The organism is Escherichia sp. 20412-1 (assembly GCF_003027595.1).
Taxonomy (GTDB): domain Bacteria; phylum Pseudomonadota; class Gammaproteobacteria; order Enterobacterales; family Enterobacteriaceae; genus Escherichia; species Escherichia marmotae.
Window position 1 is genome coordinate 220,768 of sequence record NZ_PYQM01000003.1, and the last position, 15,397, is coordinate 236,164.

Here is a 15,397-nt window from a genome sequence, read left to right on the forward strand (position 1 = left end):
GTGGCATACATATGAAAAAAACATTACTGGCAGCCGGTGCGGTACTGGCGCTCTCTTCGTCTTTTACTGTCAACGCAGCTGAAAACGACAAACCGCAGTACCTTTCCGACTGGTGGCACCAGAGCGTTAACGTTGTCGGAAGCTATCACACCCGTTTCGGACCGCAGATCCGCAACGATACCTACCTGGAGTACGAAGCATTCGCTAAAAAAGACTGGTTCGACTTCTATGGTTACGCGGATGCGCCGGTATTCTTCGGCGGTAACTCCGATGCAAAAGGTATCTGGAACCACGGTTCTCCGCTGTTTATGGAAATCGAACCGCGTTTCTCCATCGACAAACTGACTAATACCGATCTCAGCTTCGGTCCGTTCAAAGAGTGGTACTTCGCGAACAACTACATCTACGACATGGGCCGTAACAAAGATGGTCGCCAGAGCACCTGGTATATGGGTCTGGGTACGGACATCGATACTGGCCTGCCGATGAGCCTGTCCCTGAACGTGTATGCGAAATACCAGTGGCAGAACTACGGCGCAGCGAACGAAAACGAGTGGGACGGCTACCGTTTTAAAGTGAAATACTTTGTACCGATTACCGATCTGTGGGGCGGCCAGTTGAGCTACATCGGTTTCACCAACTTCGACTGGGGTTCCGATCTGGGTGATGACAGCGGTAACGCAATCAACGGTATTAAAACGCGTAGCAATAACTCTATCGCTTCCAGCCATATTCTGGCGCTGAACTATGATCACTGGCACTACTCTGTCGTCGCGCGTTACTGGCATGACGGTGGTCAGTGGAACGACGATGCAGAACTGAACTTCGGTAACGGCAACTTCAACGTTCGCTCTACCGGTTGGGGTGGTTACCTGGTAGTAGGTTACAACTTCTGATTATGAAAATGCCGGATCTTGTATCCGGCATTTTTTTATCACTTCTTCTTGTTCATCATCGCTTTTAAATCAGCGAACGGATTGTATTTCGCTTCGCCAACATCTTTCTGCGCATCTTCCCCTGCAATAACGGTCGTACCATACTGATCTGCCTCGGTATATTTCGAATGTTCATGATCGTGGCAATAAAGACACAGTAATTCCCAGTTACTACCATCTTCCGGGTTGTTGGTATGGTCGTGATCAATATGGTGCACAGTTAGCTCACGCAGGTTGGAATAGACAAACTCGCGGGAACAACGTCCACACACCCACGGATAGAGTTTCAGCGCCTTTTCACGATAACCGCTTTCTAACCGCGCATAGTTTTTGGGGATGACAGCCATAATAAATTACCTGGAAGAAATGTAGGGTTACGCGCAGTTTCCCAAGATGTAGGGATTTTCGCAATCCTGAGTAAATAAATTCTCACATTACCAGTGACGGCGAGGTTCCATCTGCTGATGAAGAATACGCGCAATGAGAATGTCATCTACTCTTATAACGTAATAAACAGTATGAAACCTAAATGCGATATTCTTTACCTCTGGAACCGCATCATAGTCTTGCCCTATCCCGGGCATTTTCTAGTTATTCGCCAACGCTTACTAAGGTAATTTTGCGCATAAGCGATCTCCACATATTAACTATTAATACAAAGTATATGTCAGAACTATCTCTACAACCAAAGCTGTATTCAGTTCAATATGCAATAACCAAAAAAAACCGCAGCGCAAAAACGCCACGGTTTTTTTTAACTGAACGGCTTTAAAACACCCTTACGGCAGAATTGACGGTTGATCCGCCCCTTCTTTTTCCACTTTCTGCTGCAGCATGTGCTCACGCTTCATGCCCAGTTTCAGAGCCAGTGCCGATGCTACATAGATAGAAGATGCCGTACCGATGGAAACACCAATTAGCATGGTCAGCGAGAAGCCTTCCAGCACCGGGCCACCGAAGAGATACAGCATCAGGATAACCATCAAAGTAGTACCGGATGTGATCAAAGTACGGTGCAGCGTCTGGGTCAAGGACACGTTAAAGATTTCGTAAGGCGTACCGCGACGGATTTTGCGGAAGTTTTCACGAATACGGTCCGATACCACGATACTGTCGTTAAGTGAGTAACCGATGACCGACATCAACGATGCCACAATGGTCAGGTCAATCTCGATATGGAATAACGACAAAATACCCAGCGTAATGATAACGTCGTGTGCCAGCGCGATAACCACCCCTGCCGCCAGTCGCCACTCAAAGCGGAAACCCACGTAGACAAGGATAGACAGCAGCGCCGCCATCAACGCCATCGCACCGGTTTGCGCAAGGTCTGCCCCCACGCTCGGGCCGACGAACTCAATACGCTTCACCGCCGCGTTCTGGTTGGTAGATTCGTTAATAACTTTCAGAACCTGACTACCCAGCACCTGACCGCCTATTTCGCCTTCAGCAGGCGGCATACGGACCATGATGTCGTGGCTGCTACCGAAGTTTTGCAGCATCGGCTCTTCAAAGCCCGCTTTCTGCAATGCATCACGCATTACGTCAATTTCAGCCGGTTTTTCGAGCGTAATTTCGATAACCGTACCACCGGTAAAATCCAGCCCCCAGTTAAAGCCACGCACGCCCATAATGACGATAGCAGCAATTAACAGCAGACCAGAGATGCCGAAGGCCCAGTAGTCCCAGCGCATAAAGTCATAGACTTTACGACCGTGGTTTAGTTGTTCAACAGTATATTCCTGTGCCACATCGCACTCCTCAGATTGACAGCTTCTTGACGCGCTTGCCGCCATATAGCAGGTTTACGATGGCACGCGTACCGACAATCGCGGTAAACATCGACGTCGCCACACCGATACCGGTAGTAATCGCGAACCCTTTAATTGCCCCAGTACCAACCGCATACAGGATGATGACTTTAATCAGCGTGGTGATGTTCGCATCGAAGATAGAACTGAACGCGCCACGATAACCTTCGTCAATCGCCTGCTGAACGGTACGTCCGTTGCTCAACTCTTCTTTAATACGTTCGTTGATCAGTACGTTCGCATCGACCGCCACCGCAAGGGTTAAGACGATACCCGCAATACCCGGCATACTCAGCGTTGCACCTGGCAACAGCGACATAATGCCGACGATCAAGATCAGGTTGGCAATCAGTGCACTGGTCGCAATCAGACCAAACTTCTTATAGAAGAGGATCATGAACAGAATAGAAACCAGCAGACCGGCGAGACACGCTTCCAGCCCCTGCTCAATGTTCTGCATACCCAGAGTCGGGCCAATGGTACGTTCTTCAACAATCTGAATCGGCGCAATCAACGCACCGGCACGCAGCAGCAGCGACAACTGACGCGCTTCGTTCGGGTTGTTGATACCGGTGATACGGAAGCTGTTACCCAGACGAGACTGGATATTCGCGATGTTAATCACCTCTTCCTGTTTCACCAGAACCGCACGACCGTTAGCATCTTTCTTACCGCTGTCTTTGTACTCCACGAACAGGGTTGCCATCGGTTTACCGATGTTGTCCTTGGTGAAGTTAGACATGATGTTGCCACCAGCGCTGTCGAGCGAGATGTTAACCTGCGGCTGGTTGTATTCGTCCTGGCTGGAAGTGGAGTCGGTGATATGGTCACCGGTCAGGATCACGCGTTTGTACAGCACAACCGGCTGACCTTCGCGGGTCTGTTTCACTTCAGAGTCACCCGGTACGCGGCCAGATGCGGCAGCAGCCTGGTCAACGTTGGTGTTTACCAGACGGAATTCCAGCGTTGCAGTCGCCCCCAGAATCTCTTTCGCACGCGCAGTGTCCTGAATACCAGGCAATTCAACAACGATACGATCTGCACCCTGGCGTTGTACCACAGGCTCAGCGACACCAAGCTGGTTTACACGGTTACGCAGGATGTTGATATTCTGCTGCACCGCATATTCACGCGCTTCACTGAGACGCGCATCGCTCATCACCGCACGCAGTTGGTTGCTACCCTGGCTGCTAATGACCAGATCGGGATGGCGTTTGCTCAGATACGCAATGGCTTCATCACGCGCATTAGAGTCACGGAAGGTGATGCTCAGACCGTAATTATTTTCTTTACGAACAGTGGTATACGGGATGCCTTTTTCGCGCAAGTCGCTGCGCAGGCTGTCGATATTTTGTTCCTGGAGTTTGCCCAGCGCAGTGTCCATATCCACTTCCATCAGGAAGTGAACGCCACCACGCAGGTCAAGACCGAGCTTCATCGGCTCAGCGTGAATAGCTGCCAGCCAGCGCGGCGTTGCCGGGGCAAGGTTAAGCGCCACGACGTATTTGTCACCCATAACGCCCATTAATGCTTCACGAGCGCGCAGTTGGGTGTCAGTGGAGTCGAAGCGCGCAAGAATAGCGCCCTCTTCCAGTGCCACAGACTTAGCAGTTATTTTTTCTTCTTGTAACGTTTTCTGGACCTGGATCAGCGTTTGCTCACTGGCGGCGACTCCGCGCGCGCCAGTGATCTGAACAGCCGGATCCTCACCAAACAGGTTGGGAAGCGCGTAGAGCAGACCGATGGCAATCACCACGATCAGCATGACGTACTTCCACAAAGGATAACGGTTTAACACGGCAATTCCCTTAGGGAAAAATTTTAATTACAGCGCCTTCATGGTGCCTTTCGGCAGAACGGCGGCTACGAAGTCACGTTTAATAACTACTTCAGTGGTGTCATTCAGTGCGATAGCAATGTAGCCGTTTTCCGCTACTTTGGTTACGCGACCTACCAGGCCACCGTTCGTCAGCACTTCATCACCTTTGGCGATGGAGTCCATCAGCTTTTTGTGTTCTTTGGTGCGCTTCTGCTGTGGGCGCAGGATCATGAAATAGAAAATCAGACCGAATACCACCAGCATCAAAATCAAAGACATCGGGCTACCTTGTGCCGGAGCACCCGTTGCCGCTACCGCATCAGAAATAAAAAAGCTCATTAAATTTCCCTCATTATTAATATTAATCAACGTTCAAAGGTGGTACTTCTCGCCCCTGACGCTGGTAAAAATCAGCTACGAAGCTCTCTAATTTACCCTCTTCAATAGCCTTGCGTAAACCCGCCATCAAACGCTGGTAGTAACGAAGGTTATGAATGGTGTTGAGTCGCGCGCCTAATATTTCGTTGCAACGGTCGAGATGATGCAAGTAGGCACGTGAATAATTGCGACAGGTGTAGCAATCACACTCAGGATCGAGCGGCCCGGTGTCGCTCTTATACTTCGCGTTGCGAATTTTCACCACGCCATCGGTCACGAACAGATGACCGTTACGCGCATTACGTGTTGGCATTACGCAGTCAAACATATCGATACCGCGGCGCACGCCTTCAACCAGGTCTTCCGGTTTACCAACGCCCATCAGGTAACGCGGTTTGTCTGCCGGAATTTGCGGGCACACATGCTCCAGAATACGGTGCATATCTGCTTTCGGCTCACCCACAGCCAGACCGCCGACAGCGTAGCCATCAAAACCGATATCTACCAGACCTTTAACAGAGATATCACGTAAATCTTCGTAAACGCTGCCCTGAATGATGCCAAACAGCGCATTTTTGTTTCCGAGACTGTCAAAACGCTCACGGCTACGCTTCGCCCAACGCAGAGACATCTCCATGGAACGTTTTGCGTAATCCCAGTCAGCGGGATACGGCGTACACTCGTCAAAAATCATGACAATATCTGAACCAAGATCGTACTGAATCTCCATCGATTTTTCAGGATCGAGGAAAATCGGGTCGCCGTTGATAGGGTTACGGAAGTGCACGCCCTGTTCGGTGATTTTACGGATATCGCCAAGGCTGAAGACCTGGAAACCACCGGAATCGGTGAGGATTGGGCCTTTCCACTGCATAAAATCGTGCAGATCGCCATGCAGTTTCATGATTTCCTGGCCCGGGCGCAGCCACAGGTGGAAAGTATTGCCGAGGATAATTTGTGCGCCAGTGGCTTCAACTTCTTCCGGCGTCATCCCTTTTACGGTGCCGTAAGTGCCCACGGGCATAAAACAAGGCGTTTCCACTACGCCGCGATCAAAGACCAGGCGGCCACGGCGTGCGCGACCGTCGGTGGTGTCCAGTTCAAATTTCATTTTTTCTCCACTACGTCAGAAAAACAGTCCAACGTTTAAACCAGCGCCGCGGAATTACTCCCCGACGCGCTCATTAATTGCCTGCGGATTGTACGTGATAAACATCGCATCACCGTAACTAAAAAAGCGATATTTCTCTTCAACCGCCGCTTTATAGGCGTTCATGGTGTGTTGATAACCGGCAAATGCCGAAACCAGCATAATCAGCGTCGACTCCGGCAAATGGAAGTTAGTCACCAGCGCATCGACCACTTTGTACTGAAAGCCCGGATAGATAAAGATTTGGGTATCGTCAAAGAACGGTTCGATGAGAGCGTTTTTCGCCGCCTGGGCCGCGCTTTCCAGCGAGCGCACAGAGGTGGTGCCAACCGCAATTACCCGATTTCCGCGCGCTTTCGCTGCCAGCACCGCGTCTACCACATCCTGCGGCACTTCGGCGTACTCCGAGTGCATGATGTGATCTTCAATCGTGTCGACGCGTACCGGCTGGAAGGTGCCCGCGCCAACGTGCAGAGTCACGAACGCCATCTCAACGCCTTTAGCGCGTAATTTTTCCAACAGCGGTTCGTCGAAATGCAGTCCGGCGGTCGGGGCCGCAACTGCGCCCGGTTTTTCGCTATATACCGTCTGATAAAGTTCACGGTCTGCATCTTCATCCGGACGGTCGATGTACGGCGGCAGCGGCATATGACCGATGCTGTTGAGAATATCCAGCACCGAACGTTGATCATTAAATTCGACTTCAAACAGCGCGCCGTGGCGGGCAGTCATCGTTGCTTTAATGCTTTCGTCATCACCCAGCAGCAGTTCAGCGCCCGGCTTTGGTGCTTTTGAGGCACGAATATGCGCGAGAATACGTTTGTCATCGAGCATCCGCTCAACCAGCACTTCAATCTTGCCGCCGCTGGCTTTACGACCAAACAGGCGCGCCGGGATCACCCGGGTATTATTAAAAACCAGAAGATCGCCAGGGTTGAGCTTATCGAGTAAATCGGTGAAAGTACCGTGCGTCAGCGCGCCCGTCGGCCCGTCCAGCGACAGTAAACGACAGCTACTGCGTTCAGGCATGGGATAGTGGGCAATCAGGGATTCGGGCAATTCAAAAGAGAAATCGGTAACGCGCATGACACTGACTCAGACTAAAATAAGAGGCGGGTAGTCTAGTGCCGGGGCGTCCTCCCTGCAACCTTTACCCTCCTTGATGGATGACATAATCTATACACAAAATCATTCAAGATGCATCGAGATGGCAACTGAATGAGTCCCCAGGAGCTTACATTAAGTAAGTGACTGGGGTGAGTGACAAATCTGTCCGTAACAGATTTGAACACCGTGTAACGGTGGCCCGTAAGGGCGAGGCTCATGGATGAGCCGAGTAACTAGCAGCCAACGAAGAGGCAGTTTGAAGGATGAAGTGTATATGAATTTTTTAGCTCACCTGCATTTAGCCCATCTCGCTGAAAGCTCACTTTCTGGCAACTTACTGGCTGATTTTGTTCGTGGAAACCCTGAAGAAAGTTTTCCACCCGACGTCGTGGCTGGCATTCATATGCATCGGCGTATCGACGTTTTGACCGACAATCTGCCGGAAGTCCGCGAAGCACGTGAGTGGTTTCGTCGTGAAACCCGCCGGGTTGCGCCTATCACGCTGGATGTCATGTGGGATCACTTTCTTTCCCGCCACTGGTCGCAGCTATCGCCCGATTTTCCGTTAGAGGAATTTGTCTGTTATGCCCGCGAGCAAGTAATCACTATTCTGCCGGATTCACCACCACGCTTTATCAATTTGAACAATTACTTATGGTCAGAGCAGTGGCTGGTACGTTATCGCGATATGGATTTCATCCAGAGTGTGTTAAACGGCATGGCAAGCCGTCGCCCACGCCTGGATGCCCTGCGTGACTCCTGGTACGATTTAGACACCCATTACGACGCGCTCGAAAGCCGCTTCTGGCAGTTTTATCCGCGGATGATGGCGCAGGCTTCACGCAAAGCGTTGTAAGGCGTTAATTCATCCACACAGTGGCCGATATCGCTGGCAATGTCAGAATCCCGTCCGCCAGTTGCCCGTGCCCTTCTTTGCGTTGCCACGCTGTAACATTGAGCAACGGTGACGCGGGCAGCACCACTTCACACGCTTCGCCACGGTTAATCGCCACCAGCACACGCTGCTGATTTAGCAAGCGCACAAACACCACCACATTATCTTCCGCGTACAGCACCTGACAGCCACCGCGACGCAGTGCCAGGCTCTTCTTACGCAGCGCAATCATTCGCTGGTACAACGAGAATAGCTCCGCATCTTGTTTTTCCACCTGCCACGGAAATGGCTTACGGCAAAACGGATCATTGTTACCATCCAACCCCACTTCATCACCGTAATAAATACAAGGCACGCCTGGCCAGGTAAACAACCAGACAACGGCCAACGGCAGACGCGCGACGTCTCGTCCGAGCAGCGTTTTAAATCGCGCAGTATCGTGGCTGTCGAGCTGATTAAACATACGCAATTGCTGTTGATGAGAAAGCCCGGCGCGATAATTATCCATCCAGGTCATACAGGTTTGGGCGTCAATCTGCTGGGGATCGTAAGAGATATCGGTGTTGGCCAGAAATCCCCACAACGGGAATGTAAAGCCACGGTAGTTCATGGCGGCATCTTCCACATCTGCCTGCAACCACTGCCGCGCATCACCAAAATATTCACCCACAATGTACGCTTCCGGCTGGGTTTCTTTCGCAGCCCTGGTGATCCCGGCGACATGCAGCAAATTATTGCGCGCACCACCCGCTTCTCCCAGCATATGCATCACATCCAACCGCCAGCCGTCCATATTCCACGGCGCTTTCAGCCAGTGACGGACAATGCTGTCTTCACCGCGATAAATTTCATTCACCAGACTTTCCGACTGATAGTCCAGTTTCGGCAAACTGGCATAGCCCAGCCAGTCGAGCGCCGTGCCATCATCACTAAATGAATACCAGTCACGCCAGGGCGATTCGGGGTTGTGACAAGCGCCGCCCGTTCCACGATTGTGCCGGTCAAACCAGGCATGAGAGTCACCACTGTGGTTAAACACACCGTCCAGTACCAGCCGCATTCCCTGTTGCTGCGTATTGTGCCTCAAACGCAGCAACGCCCCGTCGCCGCCAAACTGCGGATCGACGTGGCGATAATCTTCGGTATCGTACTTATGCACGCTGGGAGCTTTGAATACCGGATTGAGATACAGCGCTGTCACGCCGAGTTTTTTCAGGTACGGCAGTTTTTCGCTTATCCCGTCCAGATCACCGCCATAGAACGTTGATCCGCCCGCTTGTGCCGTGACGGGTTCGTCCCAGCCACGCAGTATGATCTCCCGTCCGGCTGCGTGATGATAATAGACATGATCCTGCGTTGCTTCACGTGACTGACTTCGGGCAAAACGATCCGGGAAGATCTGATAAAAGATTTGATCCGCTGCCCATTGTGGCCCGATATCCGGCACATCGACGGCAAACTGCTCCAACCGTGCTGGCGGTATTTGGCTAAAACCTTGCGGCGTAAACCATCGCTGGCGATCGTGCCACAGCAATTTGAAACTGTAGCGCCGCCGTGGCTGCCCGGTGGAGAGAGAGAGCGCAGCCCGCCATGCTGTTACGCCTGGATGCGGCTGACTGCGCTGTTTATGCATCGGCACTGATGTTTCTTCGTTATCGTTTTCCATGCGCAGCATAATGCGCTGTGGCGGCTCTTCGCCTGTCAACCACAGTGTAATAAGCAGTTGATCTTTGCTTTGCTTAACAAACGGGGACACCGGCAGGTGCCATGCATTCAACATCATAATTCCCCTGTGATTAAAATATGATCACCTTGCCACAGCCTGATTCAGGATCAATCATCATCTGAAGGATATTTGGGGGGAGGAGGACGGGGGCGGATAACTTTCGGAATAGCCGGATCAGGATGTGTCCTGATCCGGCTGACAAAAGCGGGAATTAGTGGTTTTCAGCCAACTGGCGGTCGTGGCGGCGTTTAAACATCCAGCCAATCAACAGCACAACAATCCACGCGAAACCAACGTACAGAGAGATGCGCGTTTCAGGGTGATAACCAATCAGTCCGATGATAAAGATCAGGAAAATCAGCCCCGCGATAGTCGTTGCCACCCCACCTGGGACTTTAAATTTCAGCGCCTTAACTTCTTCTGGCGGTAGACGGCGACGGAAGGCTATCTGCGACAGTAGGATCATAATCCACACCCACACGGTAGCGAAGGTCGCCAGCGAAGCGATCACCAGGAAGACGTTTTCCGGCATGATGTAGTTCAGATACACCGCAAACAGCAACGCGGTGGTCATTACCAGCACTGTGACCCACGGAATACCACGACGCGACGTTTTGCTGAAGATTTTCGGCGCACTACCCTGCTCTGCCATGCCGTGCAGCATACGGCCTACGCCAAACACGTCGCTGTTAATTGCCGACAGCGAGGCAGTCAGCACAACGAAGTTAAGAATGCTGGCGGCAAAAGTAATGCCCATATGCTGGAACGTCAGCACAAACGGGCTACCGGCAGTGCCGACCTGATTCCACGGATAGATAGACATAATGACGAACAGCGTACCGACATAGAACACCAGAATACGCATCGGCACTGAGTTGATCGCACGCGGAATAGATTTCTCAGGATCTTTTGCTTCACCGGCGGTGATCCCGATAATTTCGATCCCACCGTAGGCAAACATCACCATTTGCAACGACATCACCATGCCTAGCCAGCCGTTACTGAAGAAGCCGCCGTTGCTCCACAGGTTATGGATACCTGTCGGTTGCCCACCGTTGCCAATCCCCCAGATGATGATGCCGAAACCAGCAACGATCATGATGATAATGGTGGCGACTTTAAAGAACGAGAACCAGAACTCCAGCTCGCCAAACACTTTCACGCTCATCAGGTTGATGGCGCAGATAATCAGCACTACGCTCAGCACCCAAATCCAGTGCGGCACCGTCGGAAACCAGACGCCCATATAGATACCGAAAGCGGTCACATCAGCGATGGCGACAATAAGGATTTCAAAGCAGTAGGTCCAGCCGGTAATGTAACCTGCCAGTGGGCCAAGGTTTTCCTGCGCATAACGCGAAAAAGAGCTGGCAGCAGGGTTATGTACCGACATTTCCCCCAGCGCACGCATAATGATATACGCCGCGGCACCACCGATAATATAGGCCAACAACACGCTCGGACCGGCCATTTTGATGGCGTCTGCCGAACCGTAAAACAACCCGGTGCCAATTGCTGAACCCAGTGCCATAAAGCGTATGTGTCGGGTACTTAGCCCACGCTTTAGCTTGTTCTTACTTTCCATCAATTCCTAACCCATCAACACAATAAAAAACCACGGGGCATCGCAGCCCCGTGGTTAAAACAAATTTTCAGTGATTTAGTGAGCGCTGGAGGCCACCTGACGACCTGCCGCGCGATCCCAGATAATGGCCAGAACCACCATCACCACTGTTGGCATTAACCACGCCAGACCTTGTTCGGCCAGCGGTAAACGCTGCGCCCAGGACGGTAAGATATCGCTGAATGCAGATGCTTTGATCCCGTCGAGAATACCAAAAAGCAGACTGATAAACATCGGCGGAGCAATCACACGGGACGAATTATGCCACCATGAGCGTGTAAAACTTAATACAACCAGTGCGATACATGGCGGATAAATGGCAGTCAGCACCGGCACAGAGATCTGAATCAACTGGCTCAAACCGAGGTTAGACACCACCATCGAGAAGCCGCCGAGGATAAATACCAGGGTACGATAAGAGAGCGGTACATACTGGGCGAAGAACTCCGCACAGGCACAGGTCAGGCCAACCGCCGTGACCAGGCAGGCGATGAAGATTAACGCTGCCAGCAGGAAGCTCCCGCCGCCGCCAAAGGTGTGCTGAACGTAAGCATGCAGAATAGCCGCACCGTTTGCGGATTGGTCAACCAACGACGCGCTGTCTGAACCCAGACGGAACAACGCCAGATAAAGCAGAGTTAAACCAACGCCCGCCATCAGGCCAGCCCAGACGGTGTAACGAGTTAGCAGACGCGCTTCAGTAACGCCGCGAGAACGCGCCGCGTTAACAATAACGATACCAAACACCATCGCACCCAGCGTATCCATCGTCAGATAGCCATTAACAAAGCCGTTAGAAAACGCAGCGTTTTGATAAGCCTCAGTCGCGGTGCTAATAGAACCCGCAGGCCAGACAATTGCAGCAACAGACAGAATGACCAGCGCGATAATTTTCAGCGGCGCAAGGAAGTTACCGACGGTATCCAGCAGTTTGCCCGGATAGAGCGAAACCAGAATGACGATAGCGAAATAGACCAGGCTGTAGATAAACAGCGGCAGTGCAGAATCACCCGTCAGCGGCGCAATACCGACTTCAAAGGAGACGGTTGCCGTACGTGGCGTAGCGAACAGCGGCCCCACCGCCAGATAGCAGACGGTTGCCAGTAACACGCCAGCAACTTTACCGATGGGGGTGCTCAGGCTATCAACGCCGCCGCCAACTTTCGCCAGCGCCACTACCGTTAATACCGGCAGACCAACGGCGGTAATGAGAAAGCCAAACGCAGCAGTCCAGACGTGTTCGCCCGCCTGTAAGCCGACCATAGGAGGGAAAATAATGTTACCTGCGCCGACGAACAACGCAAATGTCATAAAGCCCAGAGCGATAATATCGCGCGATCTTAATTGATGGGTCATAAATCATACTGCCTGTGGATGTGGTGTTGTAACGTTAAATTTTTGTGCCAATCCCTGGGGATGATACAGCGGTATTTTTAAACAATTTCAGCGGGAAATACTCCCAACCTGACGCGGCGAAGAATAGTTTTTCGATTTACCGCTTGAATGCAGTCAGTATGACAGCACCTGAAGCGCAATTTAAACGCTTATAACGTTTTAAAGCAAGATGGGATCTAAAAACCAGAGGGATATAACGATAAGAAATCACTAACCAGTATAAAACGCTATTTCAGCGAAAAAGTCATGGCTAATCATGCGAACAAAAAATCACCAACCCTTGTAAGGTTTAGCGCTTATTTTTTGGCTGCAAAGAAAAAAAGCCAGCGTCGGCTGGCTTATGGCAACAAAAAATGACAAAGGCAGATTAATCGTTGTTTTTGGCAATTAAACGTTCCGGCAGAACAAAACTGAAACGCGTACCTTTGCCCACCGTACTGTCAATATTCAGGCGGCTTTCGTGGTGATTCACCGCATGTTTAACAATTGCTAACCCCAGTCCACTACCACCGGTTTGTCGGGAACGCGCTTTATCAACACGATAAAAACGCTCGGTCAGCCGTGGAATATGCTCCGGTGCGATACCCGGCCCATTATCTTCAACACTAAACTCGGCACCGTGCGGCACTCGCTGCCAGCGCACCGTGATATGTGTACCTTCTGGCGTATGATTCACCGCGTTATAGACCAGATTCGAAATCGCACTGCGTAGCTGATCTTCATTGCCAGACACTTTTAGGTCATTATCTATTTCAAAGGTAAATGTCTGTTTGTGCTGACTCAGAGTCTGGGCTTCACGCTCAACGACACGCAGCATCATAGGTACATCAACCTTTTCATTGAGTAACTGTGTTGGCGCAGCTTCAATTTTCGACAACGTCAGCAACTGCTTCACCAGTCCTTCCATTCTCTGGGTTTGCTCGCGCATTGTGTGCAACGCTTTTTCACGTACCGCACCTTCCAGCGGCTGCTCATGCATCATTTCCAGGTAACCCTGCAACACAGTCAATGGCGTGCGTAACTCATGGCTCACGTTGGCAAAAAAGTTGCGCCGAGCCCCTTCCAGTTGATGCATTTGCGTGACATCACGCGCCACCATTAACAGTTGTTTATGCGTATAAGGCATGACGCGAATTTCCAGATGCCGCCCGGTGTTGAGCACCAGATTGAGCGGGCGAGAAAAATCACGCGTTTTCAGATATTGCGTAAATTCCGGATAACGCAGCAGGTTAAGGATGTTCTGCCCGTTATCTTCCGGCCAGCGCAGGCCAAGAGTTTGTTGCGCCAGCCCGTTACACCAGAAGATCCCGCCCTCTTCCGTAGTCAGCACCACCGCATCGGGCAGCGACTCCGCGCCGCTACGAAAGCGTTTGATGAGATTGCCCAGTTCGCGGCGGCGTTTTTTATTACGCAACTGCATCTGGTGTAAGCCATACAGCAGCGGTTCCCAGCTTCCACGCCCGGGTGGCGGCGTCATACTGCGATCCACCCACAGCCACCATGAGAGGCGTAATAAATTCCAGAAATGCCAGATAAGCAGTCCCGTTACCGATGCCAATAAAAACCAGGGCAGATAACCCAAAAAAGCACCCAGGATGAAGGCCGGGAGGCAGCAAAGTAGCAGCTCCAGCACCAGCCTTTTCCACGACAGCCGTTCCAGCACGTAAGATACTCCAGTTATGAACAAACAAGCCTTGCTCTGCGTCCGACGAGCAAGGCGTTAAAAGCGGGTTGAAAAACGATATCCTGTACCGCGCACGGTCTGTACCATGCGGTCATGCCCGCCAGGTTCCAGTGCTTTACGCAGGCGACGAATGTGGACATCAACCGTACGGTCTTCTACATAAACATTGGTTCCCCAGACGTGGTTTAATAGCTGTTCGCGACTGTACACACGCTCGGGGTGAGTCATAAAAAAGTGCAGCAGCTTAAATTCAGTCGGTCCCATCTCCAGCGGTTCTTCGCCCGCCATCACCCGATGAGACGTCGGGTCCAGACTTAGCCCCAGCATCTCGATCACCTCTTCCACCGCCATCGGTGAAATACGGCGCATCACCGCTTTAATACGTGCCACCAGTTCCTTCGGTGAAAACGGCTTGGTGATATAATCATCCGCGCCGGTTTCAAGACCGCGCACACGATCTTCTTCCTCCCCTCTGGCGGTCAACATCACCACCGGTATATCCCGGGTCATCGACTCACGCTTCAGATGTTTGATGAACTGGATACCGGAGCCGCCGGGTAACATCCAGTCGAGGAGAATTAAATCCGGCCAGGGTTCATTCAGTTGGTTCACAGCACTGTCATAATCTTCCGCTTCGACCGGCTGAAAGCCATTTTGCTCGAGCACGAAGCAGACCATTTCGCGAATTGGAGCTTCATCCTCTACGACCAGAATACGTCTCGCCATGATTTGCCCTGTTGTAATAAATAGATTGCGATCATCAATGCGACGTCATTATGCGTCAGATTTATGACAGATTTATGAAAAGAACGTCGCACTCCCCTTCAGGTTATTGATTTCCGTGGCGCAGAAAAAAGCAAATAAGACACCTGA

The 15,397-nt window shown here is 51.5% G+C and carries 13 protein-coding genes and 1 pseudogene; 2 read left to right on the forward strand and 12 right to left on the reverse strand.

The features are described from left to right. Positions 1–11: 11 nt before the first annotated feature. Positions 12–896 carry a nucleoside-specific channel-forming protein Tsx gene (gene tsx, locus C7B16_RS04065; protein ID WP_001515883.1) on the forward strand — a complete coding sequence of 295 codons (885 nt, stop codon included), beginning with the start codon at positions 12–14 and terminating at the stop codon, positions 894–896. 38 nt (positions 897–934) lie between these two features. Here the strand turns inward: tsx and yajD are convergent, their stop codons facing one another. From yajD to queA, 7 genes and pseudogenes are all read right to left on the reverse strand, one after another. Beyond that, the gene (gene yajD, locus C7B16_RS04070; RefSeq protein ID WP_001515882.1) at positions 935–1,282 is read right to left on the reverse strand and encodes an HNH nuclease YajD; all 348 of its coding nucleotides are present in this window, start codon (positions 1,280–1,282) and stop codon (positions 935–937) included. An 87-nt stretch (positions 1,283–1,369) separates the two neighbouring features. Beyond that, positions 1,370–1,522, reverse strand: a pseudogene (locus C7B16_RS04075) (type II toxin-antitoxin system RelE/ParE family toxin); the annotation flags it as partial. Positions 1,523–1,714: 192 nt separating this feature from the next. After that, positions 1,715–2,686, reverse strand: a complete 972-nt coding sequence (gene secF, locus C7B16_RS04080; RefSeq protein WP_000046634.1) for a protein translocase subunit SecF — start codon at positions 2,684–2,686, stop codon at positions 1,715–1,717. A gap of 10 nt (positions 2,687–2,696) precedes the next feature. Next, positions 2,697–4,544, reverse strand: coding sequence for a protein translocase subunit SecD (secD, locus tag C7B16_RS04085; RefSeq protein WP_107179387.1), 1,848 nt, complete (start codon positions 4,542–4,544; stop codon positions 2,697–2,699). A 27-nt stretch (positions 4,545–4,571) separates the two neighbouring features. After that, on the reverse strand, positions 4,572–4,904 hold the full coding sequence (gene yajC / locus C7B16_RS04090) for a preprotein translocase subunit YajC (protein ID WP_000007629.1): 333 nt from the start codon (positions 4,902–4,904) through the stop codon (positions 4,572–4,574). Between the two features lie 22 nt (positions 4,905–4,926). Beyond that, positions 4,927–6,054: a tRNA guanosine(34) transglycosylase Tgt gene (gene tgt, locus C7B16_RS04095; RefSeq protein ID WP_000667317.1), complete on the reverse strand. Its 1,128-nt coding sequence runs from the start codon at positions 6,052–6,054 to the stop codon at positions 4,927–4,929. A gap of 54 nt (positions 6,055–6,108) precedes the next feature. Continuing rightward, a complete protein-coding gene (gene queA / locus C7B16_RS04100) occupies positions 6,109–7,179 on the reverse strand; it encodes a tRNA preQ1(34) S-adenosylmethionine ribosyltransferase-isomerase QueA (RefSeq protein WP_001266487.1) in 1,071 nt (356 codons plus the stop codon). A 295-nt stretch (positions 7,180–7,474) separates the two neighbouring features. Here queA and acpH point away from each other — a divergent pair, with 295 nt between their 5' ends. Continuing rightward, positions 7,475–8,056 (forward strand): ACP phosphodiesterase, encoded by a 582-nt coding sequence (gene acpH / locus C7B16_RS04105; RefSeq protein ID WP_001009874.1) that lies wholly within the window; start codon positions 7,475–7,477, stop codon positions 8,054–8,056. 4 nt (positions 8,057–8,060) lie between these two features. On the opposite strand, the gene malZ is transcribed toward acpH, so the two are convergent. The 5 genes from malZ to phoB all read right to left on the reverse strand — a co-directional run bounded on the left by malZ (position 8,061) and on the right by phoB (position 15,250). Beyond that, entirely contained in the window at positions 8,061–9,878 is a 1,818-nt protein-coding gene (malZ, locus tag C7B16_RS04110) for a maltodextrin glucosidase (protein ID WP_000979379.1), read from the reverse strand. A 154-nt stretch (positions 9,879–10,032) separates the two neighbouring features. Beyond that, the gene (gene proY, locus C7B16_RS04115) at positions 10,033–11,406 is read right to left on the reverse strand and encodes a proline-specific permease ProY (protein WP_001515878.1); all 1,374 of its coding nucleotides are present in this window, start codon (positions 11,404–11,406) and stop codon (positions 10,033–10,035) included. Between the two features lie 75 nt (positions 11,407–11,481). Beyond that, positions 11,482–12,801 carry a branched-chain amino acid transporter carrier protein BrnQ gene (gene brnQ / locus C7B16_RS04120; protein WP_001515877.1) on the reverse strand — a complete coding sequence of 440 codons (1,320 nt, stop codon included), beginning with the start codon at positions 12,799–12,801 and terminating at the stop codon, positions 11,482–11,484. Positions 12,802–13,207: 406 nt separating this feature from the next. Then, positions 13,208–14,503 (reverse strand): phosphate regulon sensor histidine kinase PhoR, encoded by a 1,296-nt coding sequence (gene phoR, locus C7B16_RS04125; protein ID WP_000893630.1) that lies wholly within the window; start codon positions 14,501–14,503, stop codon positions 13,208–13,210. A 57-nt stretch (positions 14,504–14,560) separates the two neighbouring features. After that, entirely contained in the window at positions 14,561–15,250 is a 690-nt protein-coding gene (gene phoB, locus C7B16_RS04130) for a phosphate response regulator transcription factor PhoB (protein WP_000113928.1), read from the reverse strand. Between the last annotated feature and the right edge of the window lie 147 nt (positions 15,251–15,397).